A 25,616-nucleotide genomic window follows, 5' to 3' on the forward strand; every position below is an offset into this window, starting at 1 on the left:
GGGCCACCCTTCTGGGGTGGCCCTTTCTCGTTTCCCTCCCGGTTTGTTTGGTATGTGAAGGGCCACCTCGGACGGGGGTGGCCCTTTCGTCGTTTCCGGCCCTACACCGCTGGCAGAGCCGCTCATCTAGAACGGTGGGATGCCGCGCGTGCCGTACTGGATGGATAGGTTGGCGCTATGCGCGGGCGGGTTGTTCATTCGGTTTCCACGTGGCGGCAGCCGTGTCCTGAGGGGGCTTCGGCTGAGCGGGCGGGGTTGGTGGAGCTTGTCGCCGAGCAGGTTGTCGGTTTAGGGGGTGGGCGGCTGCTGGTGGGGATTGACGGGCTGACCGCGGCCGGGAAGACGAGTTTCGGGCATGAGCTGGCCGAGTGTGTCAGCCGGGCGGGGCGGCCGGTGCTCAGGGCGACCTTGGATGACTTCAAGAAGCCGTGGAAGGACCGGCATCTGTATGACCGGGAGTCGGGCGAGGGGTATTACCGCAATGCCTACGACTATGACCTGGTCAAGCGGTTGTTGCTGGATCCCTGTAAGTCGCAGGGGGAGGCTTCGTGTGCGTTGTGCGGGATCGATCCGTTGACGCAGCGGGATCACACGTCGGTTGTGACGCCGGTGGCGGCGGACGCGGTGCTGATCGTGGACGGGGTGTTCGCGTTCAGGCCGGAGATCGACGCGTACTGGGATCTGCGGATCTGGCTGGAGGTGGACACTGAGCTGTCGATCGCGCGGGGCGCCGTACGGGATGTGAACTGGGCGGGTTCCGGCGCGGAGGAGATCCACCGCAACCGGTACCTGGTGGCTGAGCGCATCTACCTCGCCGAGGCCGACCCGATGCCCCGGATGGACTTGGTGATCGACAACTCGGAGTTCGCCCGCCCGCGCCTGATCAGCCGGCGGACGGCCTGACCGCCCGGACGAGCAGCGGCTCGATCCGGTAGGGGATCTGGCTCGACAGCGCGATCGTGGTGTCCGTCCGCTGCACCGCCGGCGAGGTCAGGATGTACGCGATGATCTCCTGCAGGTGCTCGGTGCTCCGCGCGACCACCCGGCACAGCAGATCCGCCTGCCCACTGGTGCCATGCGACTCCAGAATCTCCGGTACGGCACGCAACGCCGTCACCGCCTCGGCCAGCCGCCCCTGCGCGATCTGCAACGACACGAACGCCAATATCGGATACCCGACCGGCGACGGATCGACGGTAGGCCCGAAGTCGGCGATGACGCCTCGTGCCGTGAGCTTCTCGACCCGCGCCTGCACGGTGCCGCGCGCGACCCCCAGGAGCCGGGCCAGCTCGGTCAGGCCGATCCGCGGATGGGCGCGCATGGTCACCAGTAGCCGCGAGTCCAGCTCATCCATCATGACCTCCTCGGCGACCGCGCCAGCCGGATCAGCTTTCGGCGCGACTCATGCATGACCGCGCGACCCGCTCACGATCGTGCGACCCGCCCCGCCCGCTCACGATCGTGCCACCCGCTCACGATCGTGCGATTCGTGCAGCGTTTTTGGGGCCATCGTGGGACTGTGCGATCCGCTCAGTATTTAACAGGATCAACATACCAAAACCGTACGATACGACCAGATGAACTGTGCGCTCTTGCCAACGAAAGCAAGAATTGCTGTCATCTGCTACATGTTCGAGGAAGCGCAGTACTTCGCCCCGGTGACCACGCAGGACGACGGCTCGGTGGTGGTCGAGTTGGCCGCGTCGCATCCGGGTTTCGCCGACCCGGTCTACCGGGCCAGGCGCAACGCCATCGCCGGGCTCGCCGCCGGATACCAGCGGGGCATGCCGATCCCGGTGGCCGAGTACTCCGAGCAGGAGCACGAGGTCTGGGCCATGGTGGCCGGCGAGTTGGCGGTCAAGCACGAGAAGTACGCTGTGGCGGACTATCTGGAGGGCGCCGCCAAGCTGGGGCTGCCCGGTGACCGGATCCCGCAGTTGGAGGAGGTCTCCGAGTGGCTGGAGCCGCTCACCGGCTTCCGCTACCTGCCCGCCGCGGGACTGGTGCCGCTGCGCGACTTCTACGGCGTGCTGGCCGACGGATATTTCCACTCGACACAGTACATCCGCCACCATTCTGTGCCGTTCTACACGCCTGAGCCCGACGTCATCCACGAGGTGGTCGGGCACGCCAACGCGCTGGCCTCGGACCGGTTCGCCCGGCTCTACCGGTCGGCTGGGGGCGCGGCGCGCAGGGTTGAGAGTGACGAGGCGCTGGAGTTCGTGTCGAAGGTCTTCTGGTTCACGCTGGAGTTCGGGGTCATGTCCGAAGGGGCGGAGCTGAAGGCGTACGGGGCGGGGATTCTGTCGTCGTACGGGGAGATCGAGGAGTTTCGGGGCATGGATGTCCGGCCGCTGGACTTGGTGGCGATGGGGCGTACCGAGTACGACATCACGAAATATCAGGATGTGTTGTTCCGGGCGGAGTCCATGGAGCAGTTGGAGGACGTCGTCGGTGGGTTCTGGGAGACCTGTGACGATGACTCGATCGCGAAGCTGATCCACGCCTAGGTCCTCCGCACCCCCTTGTCGTGATATTTCCGGAAGGGGGTGACGGGGAGGGCGTTCGGTGGTGCTGCGATGGGTTGTCGCGTTAGCCGTGGCCGTTTCCTTGGCCCTGCCCGGCCCCGTACGCGTGCGATCGGTGCGGGCGCTCCGGGTTTCCGTCGAGGTGGTGTCTCCGAGCGACTCCGCGCAGAGCCTGAGCGCCCGGCGGAGCGGCGGCCCGAGGGACGCGGTGTATCCGCAGGTCGCGCTGGATCTGCGCGGAGGCGGCGAGCGGGCAGTGCCCTTGCCGATCGTGGCCGTGCGACTCGCAGGCAATCCGTCAGCCGCCGTCACACAGGCGGGGATCGCACAAACCGGGACCGCGCAGGCTGGGGTTGGTCTGCAGGTGGTGAAGGTTGGGGAGGTGCCGCCGGTCGATGTTGAGAGGACGACTCGGCGGCTGGAGGTGTACCTTCGTTCCCGGCCTGGGCCGGTGACCATTAGTGTCCACGACCTCACCACCGGTCGCGTCTATCGCTACCACCGCCGCGGGCGGCTTATCACCGCCAGCACCGCGAAGGTCCTGATTCTCATGGCCCTGCTGCTCAAGACTCCCTGGCGCGAGCTGGACGGAGACGCCAGGCGGGACGCCTCTCTCATGATCCGCCGCAGCGACAACAAGGCTGCGGACCGCCTCTGGCTGCGCATCGGCGGTGCCCCGGGCTTCACCAAGGCGGCCAGGCGGTACGGCTTGCGCCACACCTCGGGAGTCGCCGGCCACTGCCTGGACCTGTACTGCTGGGGCATCACGAAGACCTCGGCCGACGACCAGGTACGCCTGATGAAGGCACTGGTGTCCGGAAAGAGCCCCCTGCGTGAGGCGGACCGCGCCCGCGTGCTCGACCTCATGGCCCGGGTCGTCGACGGCCAGGACTGGGGCATCAGCGCCGCGGCGTGCGAAGGCGACCGGGTCGCGCTGAAGAACGGCTGGCTGAGGCGGGTGTCGACCGGGCGGTGGGCGGTGGTCAGCGCCGGGCTGATCCGGGCGCGCGGCCACGACTACGCGATAGCCGTACTGACTGAGGGGAGTGTCGGGGTTGGGCAGGGGGTCGCGACTGTGGAAGGGGTGGTGACGCGGGTTATGAGGTCGTTCCGGTCGTGCCGGGCGGGGTGATCATCCGGTAGCCGACGCCGCGTACCGTCTGGATGAGCTCGTCGTCGTTGTCGCCCAGGCGTGCGCGCAGCCGCTTGACGTGCACCGCGATGGTGTTGGTCGAGGTGGTGTCGGCGGCGTGCCAGACATGTCGCATGATCTGTTCGCGGGAGACCGTGCGGTCGGCGTTGCGCATCAGGTACTGCAGCAGCTCGAACTCGCGCAACGGCAGGTGTACCACCCGGCCGCCGACGCGCACCTGGTAGGCGTTCACGTCCAGTTCGACGCCGCCCACGGCCAGCACCCGGCGCGTCTCTGCCGCGCCGGTCGAGGCGGCCTGGATGAACGGCAGCAGCTCCCGCACCCGGTACGGCCTCGCCACACAGGCGGTCGCCCCGGCCGCGAGCGCGGCCAGCGCCTGCTCGGCGTGCCCCTCGCCGACGCCGAGCAGGACCGGCACGGCACGCGACAGCCGTACCGCGCGGACGAACTCCACCGCGCCGATGAGCGGCAGGGGCGCGCCGACGAGTACCACGTCGGGGCGGAGCGCGCCCGCCTGGAGCAGCGCCTGGGCGCCGTCGGAGACGCCGGTGACCGCGACCCCCTCGCGTTCCAGGGCCGCGGCGAGCGCTTGGACCAGATTCTCGTCGGGGTCGGCCACCAGCAGTACGGGAGCCGTTCTGGTGTCCCCGTCCACCTCGGTCACCGCCTGCTGCTGGGCCATCAGCCGAAGCGTCCCGTGATGTAGTCCTCGGTGCGCTGGTCGGCGGGGTTGGTGAAGATGCGGCTGGTCTCGTCGAACTCCACCAGGCGGCCGTGCCGTACACCGTTGTCGTCGACCTCCGCGGTGAAGAAGGCGGTGCGGTCGGAGACGCGGGCGGCCTGCTGCATGTTGTGGGTGACGATCACGATCGTGTAGTCGCGCGACAGCTCCTGCATCAGGTCTTCGATCTTCGTGGTGGCGATCGGGTCGAGCGCGGAGCAGGGCTCGTCCATGAGGATGACCTCGGGCCGGACCGCGATGGCGCGGGCGATGCACAGGCGCTGCTGCTGGCCGCCGGACAGGGACAGGGCGTTCTGCTTGAGCTTGTCCTTGACCTCGTCCCACAGGGCCGCCTGGGTGAGCGCCTGCTCGACCAGGTCGTCCATCTTGCCCTTCATGCCGTTGACCCGGGGGCCGTAGGCGATGTTGTCGTAGATCGACTTGGGGAAGGGGTTCGGCTTCTGGAAGACCATGCCGATGCGGCGGCGGACCTCGATCGGGTCGACGTGGTCGCCGTACAGGTTCTCGCCGTGGAAGGTGATGGAACCGGCGGCGCGGGCGCCCGGGATGAGGTCGTTCATCCGGTTGAAGCAGCGCAGCACGGTGCTCTTGCCACAGCCGGACGGGCCGATCATGGCGGTGATCTCGCGATTCCCGATGATCAGGTCGACTCCGCGGACGGCTTCGTAATCTCCGTAGAAGACGCTGAGGTTGGAGACGGCGAACACCGGGTCGAGGGCCTCGATGTTCCGGGGGGCTTCCGGCCCGCGGACCGTGACATTCGGCATAGAGATTCCGATCTCAGTCATGTCTTCTTCCTCACCAGCGCTTCTGGTAGCGGTTTCGGAGCCAGATGGCGACGGAGTTCATCAGCAGCAGGATCACCAGCAGCACCACGATCGCGGCGGCGGCGAGTACCGCGTACTCCGGCTGCGGCCTGGTGATGAACGTGTAGATCTGGAGGGGCAGCACGGAGAAGCTGCTCCACACGCCCTCGGGGTTGAAACGCACCATGGTGGCGGCGCCCAGCATCAGGAACGGCGCGGCCTCGCCGATCGCACGCGACAGCGCCAGGATCGAGCCGGTCGCGATGCCGGGGACCGCGGCGGGCAGCACCTGGCGGTAGATGGTCTGCCACTGGGTGGCGCCCAACGCCAGCGAGCCCTCGCGGATGGAGGGCGGCACGGCTCGGATCGCCTCACGGGCGGAGATGATCACGATGGGCAGCACGAGCAGCGAGATCGTCATCGCGCCGGTCATGATGGTGAACCCGAACTGCATCCAGCGGGCGATGATGCCCAGGCCGAGGATGCCGTACACGATCGAGGGGACGGCCGCCAGGTTGGAGATGTTCAGCTCGATCAGGCGGTTGTACCACTTGGTCTTGTCCGCGTACTCCTCCAGGTAGATGGCCGCCAGGATGCCGGTGGGCAGGGCCATCACCGCGGTCAGCGCGATGATCCAGAGGGTGCCGAGGATGCCCGACTGGATGCCGGAGGTCTCCGGCCTGCGGATCGACGGCTGGTTCTCCCACAGCATCGAGTTGAGCCTGGGCCAGCCCTGCTCCACGACGTAGAAGATGAGCATCGCCAGGAACAGCAGAGCGATCGCCAGGCTGCAGAGCAAGGCGATGCGGAAGAGGTGCTCCTTGAGCGGGCGGCCCTTGCCGGCCAGCTCTACGGCGGAGCGTGGAGTCGACAGGAGCGTCATCAGTCGTACACCTCGCGGTACTTCTGGACCATGCGGGCACTGGCGTAGTTCATCGCGAACGTCATCAGGAACAGCAGCGAGCCGACCGCGAAGATGGTCTTGTAGCCGATCGTGCCGACCGACACGTCACCCGATCCCGCCTGGGCGATGAAGGCCGCCATGGTCGCCATCTCGTTGCCCGGGTAGAGCGTGAACACGGACTTGAAGCCGCCCGCGATCGCGACGATCATCGTCTCGCCGGCGGCGCGGGAGACGGCCAGGATGATCGCGGCCACGATGCCGGAGAAGGCGGCGGGCACCACCACGCGCACCGAGGTGAGCATCTTGGAGGCGCCGAGCGCGAACGAGCCCTCGCGCAGCCCGTTCGGCACCGCCGCCATCGCGTCCTCGGACAGGGACGCCACGATCGGGATGATCATCACGCCGACCAGGAGCCCGGCGCCGAGGGCGTTCTTGGCCTCCAGGTCGAGGAAGGGGAACAGGTCGCGCAGCAGTGGGGTCACGAAGGTCAGCGCGAAGAAGCCGAAGACCACCGTGGGCACGCCGGCCAGCACTTCGAGGACCGGCTTGAAGATCTTTCGCACCCGGGGGGTCGCGTACTCGGACAGGTAGATCGCGGCGGCCAGGCCGAGCGGGACCGCGACGACGATCGCGATCAGCGTGATCTCCAGGGTGGCGACGATCAGCGGCCAGACGCCGAACGTGGGGTCCTTGAACAGCGGGCCCCAGCTCGTCGAGCCGAAGAACTCGCCGAAGGTCACCGCGCCGAAGAACTCGATCGTCGGCTCCAGCAGGGCGGCCACGATGCCGATCGTGGTCGCGACCGAGACCAGAGCGGCCAGCAGCAGGATCGCCTTGATGACCGTCTCGCCGTAGCGCGGGCGCGACCGCGCCAGGGACCTGCCGGTCCCGGGCGCGGCCGCTCGGTGCGATGCGGCCATCAGCCGGCCTGCGACTTCAGCGAGTCGAGGTCGGTCTTGAGCTTGGCCTCCTGCTCGGCGTTGAGCGGGATGTACTTGGCGTCCTTGGCGATGGTGCCGATGTTCTTGACGTAGAAGTCGAGGAACGCGGCGACCTCGGGCCGCTTGATCGCGGTGGCCGACGGGTAGACGAACAGCGGCCTGGCCAGCGGGGTGTACTTGCCGGACTGCGCGGCCTCGACGCTCGGCGCGACACAGCCGGCGCCGGAGTCGATCTCGACGGCCTTCAGCTTGTCGGCGTTCTCCTCGAAGTAGGTGAAGCCGAAGTAGCCCAGGCCGCCCTTGGCGCCGGCGACACCGGTGACGATGTCGTTGTCGTTCTCGGAGGGGCTGTAGTCCTTGCGGCTCGCGCCCTCCTCACCGTTGATCTCGTCGGTGAAGTAGTCGAAGGTGCCGGAGTCCGTGCCGGGGCCGTACAGCTTCAGGGCCTCGGCCGGGAACTTGGCGTCCACGTCCTTCCAGGTCTTGACCTTGCCCTCGGCGGCCGGCTCCCACATCTTCTTGAGCTGGTCGGTGGTCAGGCAGGTGGCCCAGGTGTTCTCCTTGGGCACGACCACGGTCAGGGCGTCGGTGGCCACCGTGAGTTCGGTGTACTTGATGCCCTTGGCGTCACACGCGGCCTTTTCCTCGTCCTTGATGGCACGGGAGGCGTCGGAGATGTCGGTCTCGCCGGCACAGAACTTCTCGAAGCCGCCGCCGGTTCCGGAGGTGCCGACCGGCACCTTGACCTGCGGCTGCTCGTCGCCGAAGAGCTCGGAGGCGGCCTGCGTGAGCGGGGCGACGGTGCTGGAGCCGTCGACCTTGACCTCACCGGTAAGAGCGGCGTTCGCGTTGTCGGCGGGGGCCGGGGCAGTGCTGCCGCCGTCCGCGCTGGGCTTCGCGTCGCCGCCACAGGCTGCCGAAAGGGCGACCACGAGCGCGGCCGTCGCCACCGCGCTCAGGCGGCGCTGTCCACTGGTCACGGTATGTGTCCTTCTCCGTTGTGAGATCCGTTTCTCGATGTCTCCGATACAACTGGGGCAAAGTGAACGGAAATGAAACGAGCCGTGACCAGGGCCGGAAGAGGTGTGCCGCCTCGCGTGAATAGGCATGATTGACCTATGAGCTATCGCGTATGCCTGGTGTGCATGGGGAACATCTGCCGCTCTCCGATGGCGGAGATCGTGCTCAGGCAGACGCTGGACGACCACGGTCTGGCCGAGCGGGTGAGCGTCGACAGCGCCGGCACCGGCGGCTGGCACGCGGGCGGGCCGATGGACGACCGGGCGGCGCGGATGCTGGCCAGGCACGGTTACGACGGCTCCTCGCACCGGGCGCGGCAGTTCGCCCGCGACTGGTTCGGCGAGCGGGACCTGGTGCTGGCCATGGACGAGGAGAACCTGCGGGCGCTGCGGCACATGGCGCCGCCGGGCGCGGACGTGCGGCTGTTCCGCTCCTTCGACCCCGAGGCGCCCGAGGGCGCGGAGGTGCCCGACCCCTACTACGGGGGCGTCCAGGGGTTCGAGCAGGTGCTGGTGCAGGTCAGGGCGGCGGCGGAGGGGCTGGCGAAGAAACTGTCCGATGAACTTCGTTGAGGAGCTCGGCCACTCGCACGGGTGGCGGTTGCGGCGCGCCAGGCTCGACGACGGGCGGCAGGTCTTCGTCAAGACCGGAACGGTTTCCCCGCTGTTCACCTCCGAGGCCGCCGGCTTGCGCTGGCTCGGGCCGCAGGCCGCCGAGGTGGTGGAGGCCGGGGAGGACCGGCTGGTGCTCGAATGGATCGACACCGAACAGGCGACTCCGGCAGCGGCCGAGCGTTTCGGCCGGGACCTGGCCAGGACGCACGCGCTTGGGGCCGGGTCCTTCGGGGCGCCGTGGCCGGGGTTCATCGCCGAGCTGCCCATGGACAACTCGTCGGTGGGCTCCTGAGCCGAGTTCTACGCCACCCGGCGGCTGCTGCCGTTCCTGCGCCGGGCGCGGCTCGCTCCGGCGGACGTGCGGCTGGTCGAGCGGGCCGCCGGGCGGGTCGCCGAGGTCGCCGGGCCGGACGAGCCGCCGTCCAGGATCCACGGCGACCTGTGGAACGGGAACGTCCTGTGGGCGCGCGGCACCGGCGTGCTCATCGACCCGGCGGCCCATGGCGGGCACCGCGAGACGGACCTGGCCATGCTCGCCCTGTTCGGCGTGCCGTACCTGGACCGGGTGCTCGGGGCCTACGCGGCCGAGGCGCCGCTGGCGGACGGCTGGCGGGCGCGGGTGCCCCTGCACCAGTTGCACCCGCTCCTGGTGCACGTCTGCCTGTACGGCGAGGCCTACCGGGACGGCTTGATGAGCGCGGTCGCCAAGGTACTGGCCATGTGACCGCTCAGCCCAGGTGGTGCAGGACCTCGGCGTGCAGGGCGCCGTTCGTGCAGACCAGGCTGCCGCCGTCCATGCTGGCCGTACCGGACAGGTCGCTCCAGACGCCGCCGGCCTCCTCGACGATCACCGTCAGCGCCGCCATGTCCCAGGGGGACAGCTCCGGCTCGGCCGACAGGTCGACGGAGCCTTCGGCGACCATCATGTGCGACCAGAAGTCGCCGTAGCCGCGCGACCGCCAGCAGCTGCGCGACAGGCCGAGGAACTTCTCCAGCCGGTCGGCCTTCTCCCACTCCTCGATGTCGGAGTAGGAGAACGAGGCGTCCTCCAGCTTGCTCACCTTGGAGACCTGGCAGCGGGTCGCCTTCGTCAGGCTCTTGCCTGTCCAGGCGCCGCCGTCGCGGGCGGCCCACCAGCGGCGGCCCAGCGCGGGGGCGGAGACCAGGCCGACGACGATCGTGCCGTGCTCCATCAGGGCGATCAGCGTGGCCCAGACGGGCACGCCGCGCACGTAGTTCTTGGTGCCGTCGATCGGGTCGACGATCCAGGAGCGGGCGCCGTAGCCGGTGTTGCCGTACTCCTCGCCGATGACCGCGTCCCGCGGCCTGGCCCGCCGCAGCGTGCCGCGGATGGACTCCTCCACCGTGCGGTCGGCGTCGCTGACCGGGGTGAGGTCGGGCTTCGTCTCGACCTTGAGGTCGACGGCCTTGAATCGGCGCATGGTGAGGTCGTCGGCGGCGTCCGCCATGACATGCGCGAGGCGTAGATCGTCGCTGTATCCCGTCACGAGGAATCACGCTATCGCGTCAGACGTCCCTTACATCAGTCGGCTATGGTCGGATTTTGTTACTGATGGGTAGCATGTGGGGCATGTCCTTTGACACCGGCGCCTTCCTGCTGCAGACCGTGCCGTTCGCGCGCACGCTGGGCATCACCTTCGACAAGGTCGAGGACGGCTACGCGGCCTGCCGCCTGCCCGACCGCGACGACCTGCACAACCATGTGGGCGGCCCGCACGCGGGAGCCCTGTTCACGCTGGCGGAGACGGCCTCCGGCGCGGCCATGCTGTCCTCCCTCGGCGACCAGCTGTCCCGCGCGGTTCCGCTGGCGACGGCGTCCACGATCCGATACCGCAAACTCGCCAAGGGCGAGGTCGTCGCCGAGGCCCGCCTCCTGGGCGCACGGGACGAGATCGTGGCCCGGTTGGACGCGGGTGAGCGGCCGGAGTTCGACGTGGCGGTGGAGATCAGGACCACCGACTCCACCCTGGTCACCGAACTGACCGTCTCCTGGACCCTGCGCCCCATCTGAGCCGCAGACGATCCCTTTTAGGTCTACTTTGTCCGCTGGCGTGCTCGCCGGATCTGCTGAGGATTCTCGGCGGGGGTGGCCAGATGTCCTGCGGCCAGGCGGTTCATCGCCCGGAGAAAGATCTCTCGCTCGTCCTCGGGGAGTGCGGCCAGGGCTTGCCCGTGTACGCGGTCCACGATCACCTGGCTCTGTTCGGCGATCCGGGCGCCTGCCTCGGTGACCGCGATGATCCGGGCCCTCCGGTCCGTGCTGGACGGGCGGCGCTCGGCGAGGCCGGCCTGCTCCAGGGCGTCGACGGTCACCACCATCGTGGTCTTGTCCATGTCGCCGATCTCGGCGAGCTGGATCTGGGTGCGCTCCTCTTCCAGGGCGTGGACCAGCACGCAGTGCATGCGGGCTGTCAGGCCGATCTCGGCGAGCGCCGCCGACATCTGGGTCCTCAGGACATGGCTGGTGTGGTCCATCAGGAACGACAGGTCCGGTTCGATGGCGGTCATGCTCGCCAGGGTATCAATTCGATCCGTAGCGGATTATCCGCCAGAAGACTGCAGCAGGCTCGTGGTCAGGGTGTCGCGCAGCCACTCCTCGTACCTCTCTCGCGTCCAGCGCGAGGTGTCGCGCAGCAGGAGGTGGACCTCCGGTGAGGTGAGCGTCCAGACGATCGCCGCGGCGTCCTCCTGGCCGAGCCCGTCGCGGAGCGGCCCGCGGGCGGCGATCCAGCCCACGACCGCGCGCATCGCCTCCCGGCGCTGCCGGACCTGCAGGTCGTCCCGCAGTTCGGCGGCGGCGGGGTCGACGGCCGCCGCCCCGCGCAGGATGTCGTCCATCGGCCGGACGCGTTCGAGCTGCTCGGTCATGCCCGCGGCGAACAGGGCGATCTGGCGCCGCTGGTCGGGCTCCGCGCGTACGGCCCGCGGACCGGCCCGCTCCAGCAGCGCGACGTCCTCGTCGTCCCCGCCGATGACGACGTCGAGGACCTCCTTGAGCAGGGCGCCCTTCGAGCCGAAGACGGTGTAGATCGTGTCGGCGGAGACGCCCGCACGGCGGGCCACGGCCGCGATCGTCGTCGCGGGATAGCCCTGCTGGAGGAAGAGCTCGCGGGCACCGGCCACGATGCGGCGCCGGGTCTCCCTGGCCTGCGTCTCGCGCAGCGGTGAGCGGTAGCTCCGTGGAGTCTTGACGGCCCTCTCCTTATCCGTATTCAATCAAGTGTCACTCGGATCAATTGCATCAGGGAAGGATGCCATGGGCATCATCGCGGACCGATCCGACGCCTACACCGTTATGCGGCGCATCTTCGAGGAGGGCTTCGCCAAGGGCGATGGCGACGTCGTCGACCAGCTCTGCGCACCGGACCTGGTGGAGCACCAGTTCGGCCTGTCCGGAACCGGCGCCGAGGCGATCCAGCACGTCAAGGACGCGATCCGGGATGTCCACGGGATCGTGCCCGACATCTCCTTCACCATCGAGGACTCGGTCGAGCAGGGAGACAAGATCTGGGTGCGGGTGCGCGCCCAGGGGACCGCGACCGGTCCGTTCTTCGGCCCGCCAAGCGGCCGGGCCGTCGACTTCACCGTGCTCGACGTGGCCCGCGTGGTCGACGGCCGCATCGTCGAGCACTGGGGCGTGCCCGACCGCTTCGCCATGCTCGCCCAGACCGGCGTACTGGACCGCCTGGCGTGAGCCCTGCCAGGCGCGTCCGAGGCTACGAGGTCGGGTCGAGGTCGCGGGAGGACAGGAGGCGGCGAAGGGAGTCGAGGCGGGCCGGGTCGGCGTGGCCCTCTGAGACCCAGGCGTCCAGGGCGCAGTCGGGGGTCAGGTGGGTGCAGCCCTTGGGGCAGGTGACGGTGCCGTCCACCAGGTCGGGGAACGAGGCCAGGACGGTGTCGACCGACACGTGGGCCAGGCCGAAGCTGCGCACTCCCGGCGTGTCGATGATCCAGCCGCCGTCGGGCAGCGCCAGCGCGACCGCCGAGGTCGAGGTGTGCCGCCCGCGCCCGGTCACCGCGTTGACGTGCGACACCGCGCGGTTGGCGTCCGGCACCAAGGCGTTGACCAGAGTGGACTTGCCCACGCCCGAATGCCCGACCAGCACGCTGATCCGACCCCGCAGATGCCCGCGCAACTCGTCGAGCGACCCCCCCTTGTGCACCACCAGGTACGGCACGCCAAGCGGCGAGTACAGCTCCAGCAACTCCTCCGGCGGGGCCAGGTCGGACTTGGTGAGACAGAGCAGCGGTTCGATCCCGGCGTCGAACGCGGCGACCAGGATGCGGTCGATCATGCGAGGCCTGGGCGGCGGGTCGGCCAGGGCGGCCACGATCACGAGCTGGTCGGCGTTGGCGACGACGGGACGCTCGATGCCGTCGGTGTCCTCGGTGTCGTCGGCCGAGCGGCGCAGCATCGAACTGCGAGTCTCGACGCGGACGACCCTGGCGAGCGTGTCGGCCCGCCCCGAGACGTCGCCGACGAGCGCGACCCTGTCGCCCACGACGATGCCCTTGCGCCCGAGCTCCCTGGCCTTCATGGCGACGACGACCCGGGTGTCCTGCCCCGAGTCCTTCTTCTTGCGACGCCCCTTGTCCGCCTTCGGGCGATGCCCGTCGCCGTCCGCGTGCACCGTGTGGTCATCCAGGGGCACCGCGTCGTGGAGGTCGCCCGCGTGGTCGGCGCCGTCCTCGACGCGCTCGCGGTTCTCCCGTACCCGCTCACGGGCCGCATTCATGAGATCGAGGATCTCCGCGCCGACCAGGCAGGTGAAGCGGCCCCGGTCGACCCCGACGACGAAGCCCTCGGTCGCGTCCTCGTGCGCAGGACGGATCCGGGTCCGAGGCCGGGACCCCTTGCCCGGCCTGACCCGTACGTCGTCCTCGTCGTACTGCCGCTTCCTCAGCGGTCTACCCCCTGCATGTCGTGGATCATTGATGGTTCAGGCGTGGTCATGGTGGAGATCCAGCATCTCTGTCCACATATGGGTGAACTCGGGAAGTGTCTTACCCGTTGTCGCGATGTTCTCCACGTTGACGCCGGGAACGACCAGGCCGATCACGGCCCCCGCGGTCGCCATGCGGTGGTCGTCGTAGCTGTGGAAGGTGCCGCCGTGAAGCTGGGCGGGGCGGATGGCGAGGCCGTCGTCGGTCTCCTCGGCGTCGCCGCCCAGCCGGTTGATCTCGGTGACGAGCGCGGCGAGCCGGTCGGTCTCGTGGCCGCGCAGGTGGGCGATGCCGCGCAGCCTGCTCGGCGAGTTGGCAAGGGCGGCCAGCGCGGCGATCGTCGGGGTCAGCTCGCCCACCTCGTGCAGGTCGGCGTCCAGACCCTCGACCTCGCCGGTGCCTGTGACGCGCAGCCCCTCCGGCGCGCGTGACACGCTCGCCCCCATCGCGCCCAGCAGGCCGCGCAGCGCGTCACCGGGCTGCGTCGTCTCCAGCGGCCAGTCGGGGATCGTCACCGTGCCGCCGGTGAGCAGCGCGGCGGCCAGGAACGGGGCGGCGTTGGACAGGTCGGGCTCGACCACGAGGTCCAGGGCGGCGATCGGGCCGGGCTCGACCCGCCACACGTCGCGCTCGTCGTCGTCGACGCTCACGCCGGCCGCGCGGAGCATCTGCACGGTCATCTCGATGTGCGGCATCGACGGCACGGGCTTGCCCGCGTGCCTGATCGTGACCCCCTTCTCGAAACGGGCGCCGGTCAGCAGCAGGCCCGAGATGAGCTGCGAGGACGCGGAGGCGTCGATCGTCACCTCGCCGCCGGTCACCCGGCCGCGGATGGTGAAGGGCAGCGCGTCGTTGTCCACGTGGGCGCCCAGGGCGCGCAGGGCGTCGAGGATCGGGCCCATCGGGCGCTTGCGGGCGTGCGGGTCGCCGTCGAAGAACACCTCGCCGTCGGCCAGCGCGGCCATCGGCGGCACGAACCTCATCACGGTGCCGGCCAGGCCCACATCGATGCGGGCGCCACTCCTGATCGGGCCGGGCGTGACCTGCCAGTCGACGCTGGAGACGGCCTCGCTCGACGGGGTCAGCTCCGTGCCGAGGGCGCGGATCGCCGCCACCATCAGGTCGGCGTCGCGGCTGCGCAGCGCCTGCCGTACGACGCCGGGGCCGTCCGCGAGCGCGGCGAGCAGCAGCGCGCGGTTGGTCACCGACTTCGAGCCGGGCAGGCGGACGGTCGCGGCGACCGGACCGGTCGCCACCGGGGCGGGCCACAGTGGTGAGGACATGCGCAAAGCCTACTGGCAGCCGGTACGACCGGGTCGCGGGCGAACTGTCAGGGGACGAGAACCGCGCGGCCCTGGATCCTGCCCTCCTCCAGCCTGTGCAGCACGTCCGCCGCGTCCGCCAGCGGGTGCCGTTCGACGTGCACCTTGATCCGCCCCTGCCGTGCCAGCGCGAGCACCTCGTGCAGGTCGCGCCGCGTCCCCGCGTAAGGCTTGCTGACCGTCGCCCCCCACGGCAACCCCACCGGCGGGCTCGCGGCGGCGAAGGGCAGCTCCCCTCCGGCCAGCCCCGCCACCGTCAGGTTCCCGTACGAGGACACGACGGCCGCGCCGAGCGCCAGCGTCGGGTTCGCGCCGACGAAGTCCAGCACCACGTCGGCTCCGACGCCACGGGTCAGCTCCAGGATGGCCTGCGCCGAGTCGGGCCCCGACACGACGCTCTCGTCGGCCCCGTAGCCGCGCGCCGCCTCCAGCTTCGCCTCGTCGAGGTCGACGGCGACGATCCTGCTCCCGGTGATCGCGCGCAGGATCTGCACCGCCATGTGCCCCAGCCCGCCGACGCCGATCACCACGACCGTGGCCGTGGGCGTGAGCAACTCCAGGGAGCGGTCGATCGCGTGGTACGGCGTCAGCGCCGCGTCGGCCAGCGGCGCGGAGTCGACCGGATCGAGATCGCCGAGCGGCACCAGCGCCCTGCCGGGCACCAGGAGGTATTCGGCCATCGCGCCCGGATAGCCGAGCCCGGGACCGGGAACCAGGCCGCGGGGGAAGCGCTGGCAGGCGTTCTCCGCGCCCGTGGCGCACTGGCGGCACACGCCGCAGCCCCAGACGATGTGGCAGATCGCGTACTGCCCGATCTCCCAGCCGGTCACGTCCGGGCCGATCGCGGCCACCTGGCCGGACGGCTCGTGGCCGAGCGTCATGGGGAACGGCATCCGCTCCATGTGCAGCAAGTGCAGGTCGGAGTGGCACACGCCGCAGCCGCTGACCTTGAGCAGCACCTGGCCGGGACCCGGTTCGGGGACGTCGATGTCACGGAGTTCGGTCTTGCCAGGAGCGATGAGCTGGAACGCTTTCATGAGGCCTCGAATACCCGGCACTATGTGCGCATATGTCAAAGGAAGACTGAAGTGTCCAGAGTGAAGTCGACGGGATCCGGAAGGTGGATCTCCTTGCCTATGCTGACGGTCGAGGACGCGGCGTAGACATCGTCGGCGGGCTCGCTGTAGACGGTGACCGTGGCGGGCTCGGCGATCGGGTCGATCAGCAGGAAAACCGGGATTCCAGCCCTCGCGTACACGCGGGGCTTCTCATCCCGATCGGTGTCGGCGCTGCCCTTCGACACAACCTCACCGACCATGACCAGGCCGCTGGCGTAGATCTCGCGATCTCCCCAGCGGGGCGCGTCCGGCGGGCACATGGCGAAGTCCGGCGCGTAGGGGTCACGCGAGCCGTCCGCGCATATGTCGAGTCCGGCATAGGCCTTCCAACCGTTGTCCATGGCGTGCGGGCGCAGCACGAAGTAGAGCGTGCACGCCATGTCCTGGTGTTCGGGGGTTCCGAGGGGGCTCACTATCAACCTTCCGTTGATGATCTCGGCGCGCAGCCTGGTGCGGCCGACGAGGGAGTCGTAGACCTCGCGCAAGGTCGTGAGCTCCTGCTCGCCCCGGGAGGGGGGGACGGTCTCTGCGGTCGTCGCGGACTCCTCCGGCTCCAGGGCCGGAGCGGAACGGGCGTGTGTCTTGCGTGAGGTGGTCACCATGACGGCCGGTTTCCCTTCGTGTCCTTGTCGACACGCTCAGTATTCCGCAACGCCCTCGCACATGCGAGCGAAAGCCTTACGTGGCAGTGTGGTGACATGTGCGGCAGATACGCGTCGGCGCGGAAGAAGCACGAGCTGCTGGAGGAGTTCCAGGTCGAGCTCGACGGTGCTCCTGACGAGGAGCTCGCCCCCGACTACAACGTGGCCCCGACCAAGCAGGTCTACGCGGTGCTCAGCCGGGTGCCCGAGGAGGCCGAACGGGCGGTCAGGCAGCTCAGGATCATGCGCTGGGGCCTGGTGCCCGCCTGGGCGAAGGACCCGTCGGTCGGCTCGCGCATGATCAACGCCAGGATCGAGACGGTCGCCGAGAAGCCCGCCTACCGCAGGGCGTTCGCGCGGCGCCGGTGCCTGCTCCCGGCGGACGGCTACTTCGAGTGGATGCCCGTCGAAGGAGAAAAGAAGAAGAAGCAGCCCTACTACATCCATCCCGAGGACGGCGGGGTGCTGGCGATGGCCGGGCTGTACGAGTTCTGGAAGGATCCGGGCCGGGCAGACGACGATCCGCTCAAGTGGCTGGTCACCTGCACGGTGATCACGACGAACGCCACCGACGTGGCGGGCACCGTACACGACCGCATGCCGATGATGATCGAGCGCGAGCGCTGGGCGGAGTGGCTCGACCCCATGCTCACCGACGTCGAGCGGGCTTCGGGGCTGCTGGTGCCCGCCGACGCCGGGCACCTGGCGGCCTATCCGGTCTCCACCGACGTCAACAGTGTCCGCAACAACGGCCCCGACCTGATCAAGCCCGAAGAGCCAGGGGAAGAAAGCGCGCTTTTCTAGTCGGGCGGTGTAAGAACCGCGCCAAGTGGGCATCCGGTGAGGAAAGCGGTGCTGTCCGTTCACTCGGAGTCACCGCCCTTCACCCCATCGCGCCGGGCGGAACAACCGGGGAGTCCCGCCGCCGGCTCCCCTTCCACCCGGAGGTGCGGGTCTGTGGACGACACGACCGCTCGTGAGCGTCTGGAGAGCATGCTCGCCGAACTCGACCGATCCATCGGAGTGCTGCGCGGGGATCCCGTCGCGGTACGGGACCGGTCCGCGGCGGACGCGGGATCCGATCTGACCGACGCCGACCGGACCCAGGCGATGCTCACCGTCGCCACGGCCCAGCGCCGCGCCGTCGTCGACGCGCTCAAACGCGTCGACGACGGGAGCTACGGCCGCTGCGTCGACTGCGCCAAGCCGGTCCCCGACGGCCGCCTGGAGGCCAGGCCCGAGGCCTCGCGCTGCGTCCAGTGCCAGTCCAAGCGGGAACGCCGCCGCTAGCCGTACGGCGCCCCGCCCGAATCCGGCGGGGTCACGGCTTCAGCGCGCTGGCCACCAGGTGGATGCCGACCGTGTCGCCGTCGTCGGGATGGGTGTCGAGTTCGGTGCGCACCAGCCAGGCCATCGCCCGGGTGTCGGAGGCGAGCACGTGGTCGACCGTCGAGGGGGACAGCACGGTGCGCGGCCGTACCCACTCGACCTGCAGGCCGACCCCGGTCAGCAGCTCGCGCAACTGGCCGCTGCTGAAGCAGCGCGTGATGCTGCCGTCGGGCCACGGCACCAGCATGACCTCGCCGGTCTGCCGCAGGTGCTGCCAGTAGTTCTGCTCGGCGAGGATCGCCATGCCCAGCACCAGGGAGTCCACGCACACCAGGGCGCGCCCTCCGGGGCGCAGCACCCTGGCCACGTCCTTCATCGCGGACTCGGCCATCAGCTCGATCGACATGACCCGTTCCTCGGCGACCACCGCGTCGACGCTCTCGTCGGGCAGGAAGCCCAGGTCGTCGGCGCGGACCTGGCGCACCCGGTCGGCATCACGCAGCTTCGGCTGCCCTTCCAGCGCGCGGCGGAAGTCGACCACCTCGATGACCTGATGACCGGCCTTCGCCGCCTGACCCGACCAGCGGCCGCGGCCGCCGGACAGGTCGAGGAGCACGGAGGGACGGCTGGGGAGCCATCGGTTCAGTTGCTCGGCGACGACCGCACGATAGAAGGTCCAGTACGGCCCGAGCGTCCCTGAGCCGTTCAGTTCCTCGGCCGGAATGGGCAGCACACGCGACTCCTGGGTTCCGGGAAATGGCTACCAGCCGGTACGTTTCTTTTTCCCCGTACCGGATCGTTCGTCACCTTCTATCTTGCGGGAACAGACGCGAACGCGGGCGTGTTGCGACGAGCATGCTCTCATTGCTCGAACCCGTCCCCGGTGACCTGCGGGTCGCTGACAAGCGGGTATCCTCCCCTGAGTACGGTGTACCGCCACAGCTGGCCACCGGCGATCTTAGGGGGGTGGGTCCGGTGCCTGCGACAGGAGCGGAGACTCTGGAGCAGCGCAGCGAGCGGTTCGAGCGCGACGTCATGCCGTATCTCGAGCAACTCTATTCCGCCGCACTCCGGATGACCCGGAACCCGGCGGATGCGGAGGACCTGCTGCAGGAGACCTTCGCCAAGGCGTTCGCATCGTTCCATCAGTTCCAGGAGGGGACCAACCTCAAGGCTTGGCTCTACCGGATCCTGACGAACACCTTCATCAACAGCTATCGCAAGAAGCAGCGGGAGCCGAAGCAGTCCGGCACCGAGGAGATCGAGGACTGGCAGCTCGCCCGAGCCGAGTCGCACACCTCGAGCGGACTGAAGTCGGCCGAGGTCGAGGCGCTCGAACACCTGCCCGACGGCGACATCAAGGACGCGCTGGCCGCGCTCCCCGAAGAGTTCAGGATCGCCGTCTACCTGGCCGACGTCGAAGGCTTCCCCTACAAGGAAATCGCCGACATCATGGGGACTCCCATCGGCACCGTGATGTCGAGGCTCCACCGCGGTCGCAGGCAACTGCGGTCGCATCTCGAGGACTACGCTCGCGAGCGTGGCCTGGTCCCGTCGGAGGGGTCCAAATGAGCTGTGGTCAGCCGCACGACACTGACTGTCGCGACGTCCTGGACAAGATCTACGCCTATCTCGACGGGGAGCTGGGCGAGGGTGACTGCGTGGACATCCGGGTGCACCTGGACGAGTGCAGCCCGTGCCTCCAGGAGTATGACCTGGACAAAGTGATCAAGCAGCTGGTGGCCAAGCACTGCGGGTGCGACCCCGTGCCCGCCGACCTGAGGTCCAAGGTGCTCGACCGGATCTCCCAGGTGCGATCCGAGCTCGCGGACTAGCCACCGCGCCGACGCGAGGGTGTCGCCGCAGGTAGTGGCTTGATTACACTTTGCTTGCGATTCCCGGCTCCGCCCCACCGCAAGGGTCGATTTCTGTAGCGTGACCCACAGACATCGACGTGGAGGCATGCGCATGGTGGAGGGTGTGGCCACTCGGTTGATCACGTTCGCGGTCCTGATCAGCCCGGTGGTTCTTCTGGCGGCGGGCGGCGGAGCCGTCTCCCCAGGGGTGTCCTGGACCTGAGCAAGCGCCCGGTTCGCACCCGAGGGGCCGCAATGCGTGGACTGCCGTGGCCGGCAAAGGTCTATCTGGTCGCCGTCATCGGCGCGGCCGCCGCCCTGCTCGCGCGCAGCCTGATCACCACGGGGCAGCTGGTCGACTCCGGCGCCTACGGCACGCTGCTCGTGCTCACCCTGCTGTTCCTGGTGTGCGAGTCGATGCCGACCCTGCTCAATGTGGAGCAGTTCGCGGTGTCGGTGAGCTTCTCGGCCGCGCTGGCCGCGGTGGTGCTGATCGGCCCGGAGGGCGCGGCCCTGGTGGGGCTGACCGCGATGTTCAGCGTACGGCCGGGGCTGCCGCTGGTGAAGCGGCTGTTCAACGGCGCCCAGTTCGCGCTCTGCGGCTACGCCGCCGGCCGGGCCTACGAGTACACCGGCGGCGTGTCGGGGGTGCCCGACGTCAACGCCTTCGAGGCGCTCATCGGCCCCTACGCGGCCGCCGCCGCGGTGTTCATCCCGGTCAACATCGTGCTCACACTGACCATGATCACGCTGGCCACCCGGGTCAGGGCGGAGGAGGTCCCGCTCAAGGGCATGGTGCAGTTCCTCGTCTCCTACTTCGGTTACGCCACCTTCGGCCTGCTTGTGGCGGGCCTGTGGGCGACGGTCCAGTCGATCTCCGCGGTGCTGGTGCTGCTGCCGCTGTTCGTGGCCCGCTGGGCCTTCGGCCAGTACCACGCCCAGCAGCGATCCTACGACGCCACGATCGCGGCCCTGTGCCAGGCGGTGGAGACCAAGGACTACTACACCAGAGGCCACTGCACGCGCGTCTCGCTGGCCTCCACGATGATCGCGCAGGAGATCGGCATGGGCATGGAGAGGCTGCGCGCGATCCGCTACGCGGGCATGCTGCACGATGTGGGCAAGCTCGGCGTGCCGACCAAGGTGCTGCAGAAGGACGGGCCGCTGACCGAGGAGGAGTTCGCCGCCATCCAGCTGCACCCGATGCGCGGCCTGGAGATCGTGCGCGGCATCGACTTCCTCGACGAGGCGTTCGCCGGGATCATGCACCACCACGAGCGGCACGACGGCAAGGGCTACCCGATGGGGCTGGCCGGCGACGAGATCCCCGAGTTCGCCCGGGTGATCGCGGTGGCCGACGCCTTCGACTCGATGACCTCCGACCGCTCCTACCGGGGGGCGCGCCCGGTCGAGGTGGCGGTCGCGGAGCTGCGCAAGGGCGCGGGCACCCAGTTCGACCCGGAGATGGTGGCCGCCTTCGTCAAGGCGCTGGAGCGCGAGCCCTGGCAGCCGCCGCGCAAGGTCGAGGCGCCGCCCGCCGACGCGACCGAGACCACGGCCAAGGACCACGACGACCCGACCGTGCCCATCCAGGTGGTGAGCGGGCCGTGACCCGGGGGGCCTTCCAGACGCTCGACTCCGGTCAGCTCCTGCTCATCGCGGGCGCCGGGCTGGTCGCCGTGGCCGGGGTCGCCTACACCGCGGCCGTCGGGCCGGTCAGGCCGGAGATCGCGATCGGGTTCGGCGCGCTGATCGCGGTCGGTGAACTGGCCAGGCTGACCATGCCGGGCAACCGCGAGGTCGCGCCCATCGGCGCCGCCGCCGCCCTCGGATACACCCTGCTGCTCGACCTGAGCAACAAGCCGCTCGACCACTCCGCGCTGCAGGTGGTCGCGGTCATCGCGGTCGGGATGGTGGCCGGCGCGCTGCCTCATCTGGCCGTGGGCCGCCCGCCGCGACTGGACGCGATGGCCAGACGGCTGCTGACCGGCGCGCTGCTCGCCTTCGCCTTCAGGCCGCTGGCCGAGACCCTCTACTCCCTCACCCAGGGGGAGCACGGCACCTGGTGGCCGGCGCTGGTCGTCATGGTCGTGCTCATCGTGCTCGCGCTGCTGGTCGACGTGCTGATCGCGGCGATGCTGAGAGCCGAGCAGGTGCGCACGGCCTTCAAGGTCGCGGTGCGCGACGAGCTGCGGATGGCCTTCCCGCTCGGCGCGGCCGTGGCCGCCTCCAGCGTGCTGCTCGCGCTCGCCTCGCACAGCATGGACATGGTGGCGCTGATCGTGTTCGCCGCGCCGCTGCTGGTCACCCAGGTGGCCTTCCGCAAGTACGCGGGCATCCGCGCCACCTACCTGCAGACCGTGCGGGCGCTGTCGCGGGTGACCGAGGTCGGCGGCTACGTCGAGCCCGGCCACTCGCGGCGGGTGAGCAGGCTGTCGGTGGCGATCGGCCGCGAGCTGGGCATGGCCGAACCGGAGCTGCTGGAGCTGGAGTACGCCGCGCTCATGCACGACATCGGCCAGCTCTCCCTGCGCGACCCCATCCCCGGCGGCGCGACCGTGCTGACCGACCCCGAGCAGGCCAGGCGCATCGCCGAGCTCGGCGCCGAGGTGATCAAGCAGACCGGGGTGCTCGACCGGGTGGCCGAGCTGGTGCGCCGCCAGTGCGACCCGATCGGTGAGGACCCGCCCCTGGCCAGCCGTATCATCAAGGCCGCCAACGCCTACGACGACCTGGTGGGCGGCTCCACCGACCGGGATCGGGCGGGCGCCGCGCTGGAGCGGCTGCGGCTGGGCGTCGGCGTGGCCTACGATCCGGCGGTGATCGAGGCGATGGCGCGCGTGGCCGACCGCCTGGCTCCTGTGGATCGCCTCTAGGTACGGCGGGCATGTCTCCCGCCGCTCACCTTTGTGGACTGGCGGCGGCGGCATCGGGATGGCGCGCCCGCGAGGCTGTCGCCGCGTACACCGTCGAAGGTCCCAAGAACAATCTGCCGTTCTGCGCGGAACTGCTGGAGAATGCGGAGTTCGTGAGCGGCGACTACGACACGGGATTGGTCGGGCGCATGCGCTCATAGGCAGGTGTCATGGTTGGGAACATCGAGAGGGGAGTGCCAGGTGGCTGAAGTGCGCGCGGAGATGGTGGCCAACGTCTGGAAGGTCGTCGTCAAGGAGGGTGAGGCCGTCGAGGACGGCGACACGCTCGTCATCCTCGAGTCGATGAAGATGGAGATCCCGGTGCTCGCCGAGGACGCCGGCGTCGTGTCGCAGTTGAAGGTGGCGGAGGGCGACGTGATCCAGGAGGGCGACCTGATCGCCGTCATCGAGTAGCGAGCCTGCCGAGGAACTTCTCGCGGTCGACGACCATCCGCTCGATCGTGCCCTTGCCGACCAGGGTGGTGCGGTCGCGGGCCAGGAAGCCGAAGACCAGCCGCCGCCCCTCGACCTCGGTCAGCTCGACGGTGATCTCGATGTGGCTGCCCACCGGGCTGGCCGCCAGGTGCTCCAGCTCGACGCGGGTGCCGACGGAGGTCTCGCCGGGCCGCAGGTGGCCCCTGACGGCCTGCACGGTCGCCATCTCGGCCAGCGCGAGCAGCCTGGGCGTGGCGAGCACCGGCACGTCCCCGCTGCCAATCTTGGTCGCGATATCCTCGCGCTCGACCATGATGAGCAGCTGGGAGCGGAGACCGGGAGCGAGCGTCATGTCGTCAGCCTACTGCGATCACTGCGGACGCCCCTCGGACGAAGCGGACCATTCCTCCTGCGTGGCGGCGCGCACGATGGAGCCGCCGCGCTACTGCTCGGCTTGCCGCCGCCGCCTCGTCGTCCAGGTCACCCCCACCGGCTGGACGGCCAGGTGCTCGGCGCACGGCCCGATTTCATCTCAATGATCGGACCTGCACGCACCAACACGGGCCATCAAGATAGGTTTGTACGGCTTGCGCTGTTTTTGTGGTGACGCATGGGGCGTGAGTCGTACACTCGCAGAATTCCGTGACCTCTGCGTTACCGCGCCGCGATCCAAATCCGCTTTGTTGGAGAACCCTGGGGTGGGAGAGGTTCGAGCGACAGGGGGGTAACGGGGGAGACATGGTGGCCCAAGGGACGACGCTGGCGGGGCGATATCGCCTGGACACCCGCATCGGCGCCGGCGGCATGGGCGAGGTCTGGCGGGGTGAGGACGTCGTTCTCGCCAGGACCGTCGCCGTCAAGGTGCTGCTTCCCGGCCGCACTGACGACCCGGGATTCGTCGCCCGCTTCCAAGGGGAAGCCAGGGCGATGGCGACGATCAACCACGCGGGTGTGGTGGACGTCTACGACTACGGAGTGCACCAGATCGCCGGCGCGGGGGCCACGGCGTACCTGGTGATGAAGTTCGTCGACGGTGAGCCGCTGGACCGGCTGCTGGCCCGGCTGGGGCGCATCGCGCCCGAGCCGGCGATGGAGCTGATCGCGCAGGCCGCCTCGGCGCTGCAGGCCGTTCACGAGCAGGGCATCGTGCACCGCGACGTCAAGCCGGGCAACCTGCTGGTGCAGCGCGACGGCACGCTCGTCATCACCGACTTCGGCATCGCCCGCGCGGATGTGGCCAGCAGGCTCACCGACGCGGGCATGGTGCTGGGCACGGCCGCCTACTGCGCGCCCGAGCAGGCCGAGGGCGCGCCAGTGACGCCCGCCGTGGACATCTACGCCCTCGGCGTGGTGGCCTACGAGTGCCTGGTCGGCCAGCGGCCGTTCGACGGGGACAGCCCGGTCACGATCGCGCTCAAGCACATCCGGGAGGCGCCGCCGCCGCTGCCGGTGGAGATTCCCCCGGCGGTGCGGGCGCTGGTGGAGCGGGCCCTGTCGAAGGACCCGGCCCGGCGCTTCCCGTCCGCGGCGGCGATGGCCGCCGAGGCCAGGCGGTCCGTGTCGCCCGAGGGGCACGCTCCGCCGCTGGCCGAGCTGGCGCCGGTGACCGGGGCCACGATGGCGGCCCCGCAGCCGCCGCAGCCCTCCTCCGACACCGGGCCGGGACTCGACCCCGTCACCGTGGCCACGCCCCGGCGCTCCCGGCGGGCGGCCAAGGCCCGCAGGCGCGGCGGCCTGGTCGCGGGGATCGCGGTCGTGGCGGTGCTCGGCGTCGGCGCGGGCGCGGTGGCGCTCACCGGCATGGTTCCCGAAGCCACGCCGGTGACGCCGAGCGGCGACAAGGGCAGCGAGTCCGCTAAGGCGGACCCGACGATCCCGCACCCGGCAAGGACGACCAGGACCAGACCGCCGAAGACGCAGCCCGCGCGGCCGACCATCAAAGAGGACCCCGACCCCGAGCCCACGCGGGACCCCGAGCCCAGCAGGACGCCGTCGCCCACGGCCACCAAGCCGACCTCGTCGCCGTCGCCTTCGCCCACGCCGTCGAAGTCACAGCTGAAGAAGGAGGTCGTGCCGTCGGTCCTCGACCTGTTCTACAACGAGGCGAAGAAGAGGATCGAGGGCGCCGGGTTCAAGCTCAGGGTGATCAACAATACGACCGGCGACCTCGGCACCTGCCCGAAGGTCTCCGAGCAGGATCCCGCCGCAGGTGAGTCCTACGAGAAGGGCCGCGTGGTGACCATCACCACGGTCAGCGACATCTGCCCGACCCAGGCCGCGACGGGCACCCCCACCCCGTCGACCACCCTCACCCCCAAGCCGTAGGC

Annotated in this window: 30 protein-coding genes and 1 pseudogene; 16 read left to right on the forward strand and 15 right to left on the reverse strand. The window is 69.6% G+C overall.

The features are described 5' to 3' along the window. Window positions 1–258 precede the first annotated feature (258 nt). Complete coding sequence (locus tag ABZ911_RS27410; RefSeq protein WP_358061746.1) at window positions 259–903, forward strand: uridine kinase; 645 nt, start codon at window positions 259–261, stop codon at window positions 901–903. Here ABZ911_RS27410 and ABZ911_RS27415 read toward each other — a convergent pair. Continuing rightward, on the reverse strand, window positions 884–1,354 hold the full coding sequence (locus tag ABZ911_RS27415) for an Lrp/AsnC family transcriptional regulator (protein WP_358061749.1): 471 nt from the start codon (window positions 1,352–1,354) through the stop codon (window positions 884–886). The two genes, ABZ911_RS27410 and ABZ911_RS27415, sit on opposite strands and share 20 nt — an antisense overlap. A 274-nt stretch (window positions 1,355–1,628) precedes the next feature. On the opposite strand from ABZ911_RS27415, the gene ABZ911_RS27420 reads away from it, so the two are divergent. Next, window positions 1,629–2,510 (forward strand): phenylalanine 4-monooxygenase, encoded by an 882-nt coding sequence (locus ABZ911_RS27420; RefSeq protein ID WP_358061752.1) that lies wholly within the window; start codon window positions 1,629–1,631, stop codon window positions 2,508–2,510. Window positions 2,511–2,979: 469 nt separating this feature from the next. Continuing rightward, complete coding sequence (locus ABZ911_RS27425; protein ID WP_358061755.1) at window positions 2,980–3,660, forward strand: serine hydrolase; 681 nt, start codon at window positions 2,980–2,982, stop codon at window positions 3,658–3,660. Here the strand turns inward: ABZ911_RS27425 and ABZ911_RS27430 are convergent. Genes ABZ911_RS27430 through ABZ911_RS27450 form a run of 5 tightly spaced genes read right to left on the reverse strand, consistent with a single transcriptional unit; the run spans window position 3,626 to window position 8,054 of the window. After that, window positions 3,626–4,363, reverse strand: a complete 738-nt coding sequence (locus ABZ911_RS27430) for a response regulator transcription factor (RefSeq protein WP_358061758.1) — start codon at window positions 4,361–4,363, stop codon at window positions 3,626–3,628. The genes ABZ911_RS27425 and ABZ911_RS27430 overlap by 35 nt on opposite strands. Then, window positions 4,363–5,196 (reverse strand): phosphate ABC transporter ATP-binding protein PstB, encoded by an 834-nt coding sequence (gene pstB, locus ABZ911_RS27435; protein ID WP_358062181.1) that lies wholly within the window; start codon window positions 5,194–5,196, stop codon window positions 4,363–4,365. The genes ABZ911_RS27430 and pstB overlap by 1 nt, the downstream gene beginning before the upstream one ends. 25 nt (window positions 5,197–5,221) lie before the next feature. Next, complete coding sequence (gene pstA / locus ABZ911_RS27440; RefSeq protein ID WP_358061761.1) at window positions 5,222–6,112, reverse strand: phosphate ABC transporter permease PstA; 891 nt, start codon at window positions 6,110–6,112, stop codon at window positions 5,222–5,224. Beyond that, window positions 6,112–7,053, reverse strand: coding sequence for a phosphate ABC transporter permease subunit PstC (gene pstC, locus ABZ911_RS27445; RefSeq protein WP_358061764.1), 942 nt, complete (start codon window positions 7,051–7,053; stop codon window positions 6,112–6,114). Before pstC ends, pstA begins: the two co-directional genes overlap by 1 nt. After that, window positions 7,053–8,054 (reverse strand): PstS family phosphate ABC transporter substrate-binding protein, encoded by a 1,002-nt coding sequence (locus ABZ911_RS27450; protein WP_358061767.1) that lies wholly within the window; start codon window positions 8,052–8,054, stop codon window positions 7,053–7,055. Before ABZ911_RS27450 ends, pstC begins: the two co-directional genes overlap by 1 nt. A 138-nt stretch (window positions 8,055–8,192) precedes the next feature. On the opposite strand from ABZ911_RS27450, the gene ABZ911_RS27455 reads away from it, so the two are divergent. Both ABZ911_RS27455 and ABZ911_RS27460 read left to right on the forward strand, forming a co-directional pair. After that, on the forward strand, window positions 8,193–8,666 hold the full coding sequence (locus ABZ911_RS27455) for a low molecular weight protein-tyrosine-phosphatase (RefSeq protein WP_358061770.1): 474 nt from the start codon (window positions 8,193–8,195) through the stop codon (window positions 8,664–8,666). Beyond that, window positions 8,653–9,432 (forward strand): annotated as a pseudogene (locus tag ABZ911_RS27460) (fructosamine kinase family protein). The gene ABZ911_RS27455 and the pseudogene ABZ911_RS27460 overlap by 14 nt, the downstream one beginning before the upstream one ends. Window positions 9,433–9,436: 4 nt before the next feature. On the opposite strand, the gene hisN reads toward ABZ911_RS27460, so the two are convergent. Further along, window positions 9,437–10,216, reverse strand: coding sequence for a histidinol-phosphatase (gene hisN, locus ABZ911_RS27465; protein WP_358061773.1), 780 nt, complete (start codon window positions 10,214–10,216; stop codon window positions 9,437–9,439). 83 nt (window positions 10,217–10,299) lie between these two features. Between hisN and ABZ911_RS27470 the strand changes: the two genes are divergently transcribed. Further along, entirely contained in the window at window positions 10,300–10,740 is a 441-nt protein-coding gene (locus tag ABZ911_RS27470; protein WP_358061776.1) for a DUF4442 domain-containing protein, read from the forward strand. 23 nt (window positions 10,741–10,763) lie between these two features. On the opposite strand, the gene ABZ911_RS27475 is transcribed toward ABZ911_RS27470, so the two are convergent. Both ABZ911_RS27475 and ABZ911_RS27480 read right to left on the reverse strand, forming a co-directional pair. Continuing rightward, window positions 10,764–11,237, reverse strand: a complete 474-nt coding sequence (locus tag ABZ911_RS27475) for a MarR family transcriptional regulator (protein WP_358061779.1) — start codon at window positions 11,235–11,237, stop codon at window positions 10,764–10,766. 33 nt (window positions 11,238–11,270) lie between these two features. Continuing rightward, window positions 11,271–11,945, reverse strand: a complete 675-nt coding sequence (locus ABZ911_RS27480) for a helix-turn-helix domain-containing protein (RefSeq protein ID WP_358061782.1) — start codon at window positions 11,943–11,945, stop codon at window positions 11,271–11,273. A gap of 40 nt (window positions 11,946–11,985) precedes the next feature. Between ABZ911_RS27480 and ABZ911_RS27485 the strand changes: the two genes are divergently transcribed. Continuing rightward, window positions 11,986–12,423 carry an ester cyclase gene (locus ABZ911_RS27485; protein ID WP_358061786.1) on the forward strand — a complete coding sequence of 146 codons (438 nt, stop codon included), beginning with the start codon at window positions 11,986–11,988 and terminating at the stop codon, window positions 12,421–12,423. Between the two features lie 22 nt (window positions 12,424–12,445). Here ABZ911_RS27485 and rsgA read toward each other — a convergent pair whose 3' ends face one another. From rsgA to ABZ911_RS27505, 4 genes are all read right to left on the reverse strand, one after another. After that, window positions 12,446–13,465: a ribosome small subunit-dependent GTPase A gene (rsgA, locus tag ABZ911_RS27490; RefSeq protein WP_358061789.1), complete on the reverse strand. Its 1,020-nt coding sequence runs from the start codon at window positions 13,463–13,465 to the stop codon at window positions 12,446–12,448. A gap of 204 nt (window positions 13,466–13,669) precedes the next feature. Continuing rightward, window positions 13,670–14,956: a 3-phosphoshikimate 1-carboxyvinyltransferase gene (aroA, locus tag ABZ911_RS27495; RefSeq protein WP_358061792.1), complete on the reverse strand. Its 1,287-nt coding sequence runs from the start codon at window positions 14,954–14,956 to the stop codon at window positions 13,670–13,672. A 47-nt stretch (window positions 14,957–15,003) separates the two neighbouring features. Beyond that, window positions 15,004–16,032, reverse strand: a complete 1,029-nt coding sequence (locus ABZ911_RS27500) for an NAD(P)-dependent alcohol dehydrogenase (protein WP_358061794.1) — start codon at window positions 16,030–16,032, stop codon at window positions 15,004–15,006. Window positions 16,033–16,067: 35 nt separating this feature from the next. Further along, a complete protein-coding gene (locus tag ABZ911_RS27505; protein ID WP_358061796.1) occupies window positions 16,068–16,715 on the reverse strand; it encodes a Uma2 family endonuclease in 648 nt (215 codons plus the stop codon). A 96-nt stretch (window positions 16,716–16,811) separates the two neighbouring features. On the opposite strand from ABZ911_RS27505, the gene ABZ911_RS27510 reads away from it, so the two are divergent. Further along, window positions 16,812–17,558 (forward strand): SOS response-associated peptidase, encoded by a 747-nt coding sequence (locus ABZ911_RS27510; protein ID WP_358061799.1) that lies wholly within the window; start codon window positions 16,812–16,814, stop codon window positions 17,556–17,558. 153 nt (window positions 17,559–17,711) lie between these two features. Next, window positions 17,712–18,044, forward strand: coding sequence for a TraR/DksA family transcriptional regulator (locus tag ABZ911_RS27515; RefSeq protein ID WP_358061802.1), 333 nt, complete (start codon window positions 17,712–17,714; stop codon window positions 18,042–18,044). Window positions 18,045–18,075: 31 nt separating this feature from the next. Here the strand turns inward: ABZ911_RS27515 and ABZ911_RS27520 are convergent, their stop codons facing one another. Then, window positions 18,076–18,816, reverse strand: a complete 741-nt coding sequence (locus tag ABZ911_RS27520) for a methyltransferase domain-containing protein (RefSeq protein WP_358061805.1) — start codon at window positions 18,814–18,816, stop codon at window positions 18,076–18,078. Window positions 18,817–19,049: 233 nt separating this feature from the next. Here ABZ911_RS27520 and ABZ911_RS27525 point away from each other — a divergent pair, with 233 nt between their 5' ends. From ABZ911_RS27525 to ABZ911_RS27550, 6 genes are all read left to right on the forward strand, one after another. Next, entirely contained in the window at window positions 19,050–19,655 is a 606-nt protein-coding gene (locus ABZ911_RS27525; protein WP_358062184.1) for a sigma-70 family RNA polymerase sigma factor, read from the forward strand. Further along, on the forward strand, window positions 19,652–19,918 hold the full coding sequence (gene rsrA / locus ABZ911_RS27530; RefSeq protein WP_358061808.1) for a mycothiol system anti-sigma-R factor: 267 nt from the start codon (window positions 19,652–19,654) through the stop codon (window positions 19,916–19,918). Before ABZ911_RS27525 ends, rsrA begins: the two co-directional genes overlap by 4 nt. A gap of 276 nt (window positions 19,919–20,194) precedes the next feature. Beyond that, window positions 20,195–21,550 carry an HD-GYP domain-containing protein gene (locus tag ABZ911_RS27535; RefSeq protein ID WP_358061811.1) on the forward strand — a complete coding sequence of 452 codons (1,356 nt, stop codon included), beginning with the start codon at window positions 20,195–20,197 and terminating at the stop codon, window positions 21,548–21,550. After that, window positions 21,547–22,815, forward strand: coding sequence for an HD domain-containing phosphohydrolase (locus tag ABZ911_RS27540; RefSeq protein WP_358061814.1), 1,269 nt, complete (start codon window positions 21,547–21,549; stop codon window positions 22,813–22,815). Before ABZ911_RS27535 ends, ABZ911_RS27540 begins: the two co-directional genes overlap by 4 nt. Before the next feature lie 11 nt (window positions 22,816–22,826). Continuing rightward, window positions 22,827–23,015: a hypothetical protein gene (locus ABZ911_RS27545; RefSeq protein ID WP_358061817.1), complete on the forward strand. Its 189-nt coding sequence runs from the start codon at window positions 22,827–22,829 to the stop codon at window positions 23,013–23,015. Window positions 23,016–23,055: 40 nt separating this feature from the next. Beyond that, on the forward strand, window positions 23,056–23,268 hold the full coding sequence (locus ABZ911_RS27550) for a biotin/lipoyl-binding carrier protein (RefSeq protein ID WP_358061820.1): 213 nt from the start codon (window positions 23,056–23,058) through the stop codon (window positions 23,266–23,268). Here the strand turns inward: ABZ911_RS27550 and ABZ911_RS27555 are convergent. Further along, on the reverse strand, window positions 23,258–23,641 hold the full coding sequence (locus ABZ911_RS27555) for a hotdog domain-containing protein (protein ID WP_358061823.1): 384 nt from the start codon (window positions 23,639–23,641) through the stop codon (window positions 23,258–23,260). The genes ABZ911_RS27550 and ABZ911_RS27555 overlap by 11 nt on opposite strands. 386 nt (window positions 23,642–24,027) lie before the next feature. Here ABZ911_RS27555 and ABZ911_RS27560 point away from each other — a divergent pair, with 386 nt between their 5' ends. Further along, window positions 24,028–25,614: a protein kinase gene (locus ABZ911_RS27560; protein ID WP_358061826.1), complete on the forward strand. Its 1,587-nt coding sequence runs from the start codon at window positions 24,028–24,030 to the stop codon at window positions 25,612–25,614. The last annotated feature ends 2 nt before the right edge of the window (window positions 25,615–25,616 follow it).

This window comes from Nonomuraea sp. NPDC046570 (genome assembly GCF_040645915.1).
Taxonomy (GTDB): domain Bacteria; phylum Actinomycetota; class Actinomycetes; order Streptosporangiales; family Streptosporangiaceae; genus Nonomuraea.

What these genes read in the sequence shown, in the direction of transcription:
- ABZ911_RS27500 (WP_358061794.1), bottom strand. Translation starts at nt 16,032, where the DNA reads ATGAAAGCGTTCCAGCTCATCGCTCCTGGCAAGACCGAACTCCGTGAC.
- rsgA (WP_358061789.1), bottom strand. Translation starts at nt 13,465, where the DNA reads ATGAATGCGGCCCGTGAGCGGGTACGGGAGAACCGCGAGCGCGTCGAG.
- ABZ911_RS27535 (WP_358061811.1), top strand. Translation starts at nt 20,195, where the DNA reads ATGCGTGGACTGCCGTGGCCGGCAAAGGTCTATCTGGTCGCCGTCATC.
- ABZ911_RS27485 (WP_358061786.1), top strand. Translation starts at nt 11,986, where the DNA reads ATGGGCATCATCGCGGACCGATCCGACGCCTACACCGTTATGCGGCGC.
- ABZ911_RS27475 (WP_358061779.1), bottom strand. Translation starts at nt 11,237, where the DNA reads ATGACCGCCATCGAACCGGACCTGTCGTTCCTGATGGACCACACCAGC.
- pstC (WP_358061764.1), bottom strand. Translation starts at nt 7,053, where the DNA reads ATGGCCGCATCGCACCGAGCGGCCGCGCCCGGGACCGGCAGGTCCCTG.
- ABZ911_RS27420 (WP_358061752.1), top strand. Translation starts at nt 1,629, where the DNA reads ATGTTCGAGGAAGCGCAGTACTTCGCCCCGGTGACCACGCAGGACGAC.
- ABZ911_RS27510 (WP_358061799.1), top strand. Translation starts at nt 16,812, where the DNA reads ATGTGCGGCAGATACGCGTCGGCGCGGAAGAAGCACGAGCTGCTGGAG.
- ABZ911_RS27555 (WP_358061823.1), bottom strand. Translation starts at nt 23,641, where the DNA reads ATGACGCTCGCTCCCGGTCTCCGCTCCCAGCTGCTCATCATGGTCGAG.
- rsrA (WP_358061808.1), top strand. Translation starts at nt 19,652, where the DNA reads ATGAGCTGTGGTCAGCCGCACGACACTGACTGTCGCGACGTCCTGGAC.
- ABZ911_RS27560 (WP_358061826.1), top strand. Translation starts at nt 24,028, where the DNA reads ATGGTGGCCCAAGGGACGACGCTGGCGGGGCGATATCGCCTGGACACC.
- ABZ911_RS27545 (WP_358061817.1), top strand. Translation starts at nt 22,827, where the DNA reads ATGTCTCCCGCCGCTCACCTTTGTGGACTGGCGGCGGCGGCATCGGGA.
- ABZ911_RS27455 (WP_358061770.1), top strand. Translation starts at nt 8,193, where the DNA reads ATGAGCTATCGCGTATGCCTGGTGTGCATGGGGAACATCTGCCGCTCT.
- pstA (WP_358061761.1), bottom strand. Translation starts at nt 6,112, where the DNA reads ATGACGCTCCTGTCGACTCCACGCTCCGCCGTAGAGCTGGCCGGCAAG.
- ABZ911_RS27430 (WP_358061758.1), bottom strand. Translation starts at nt 4,363, where the DNA reads ATGGCCCAGCAGCAGGCGGTGACCGAGGTGGACGGGGACACCAGAACG.
- aroA (WP_358061792.1), bottom strand. Translation starts at nt 14,956, where the DNA reads ATGTCCTCACCACTGTGGCCCGCCCCGGTGGCGACCGGTCCGGTCGCC.
- ABZ911_RS27505 (WP_358061796.1), bottom strand. Translation starts at nt 16,715, where the DNA reads ATGGTGACCACCTCACGCAAGACACACGCCCGTTCCGCTCCGGCCCTG.
- ABZ911_RS27470 (WP_358061776.1), top strand. Translation starts at nt 10,300, where the DNA reads ATGTCCTTTGACACCGGCGCCTTCCTGCTGCAGACCGTGCCGTTCGCG.
- ABZ911_RS27415 (WP_358061749.1), bottom strand. Translation starts at nt 1,354, where the DNA reads ATGGATGAGCTGGACTCGCGGCTACTGGTGACCATGCGCGCCCATCCG.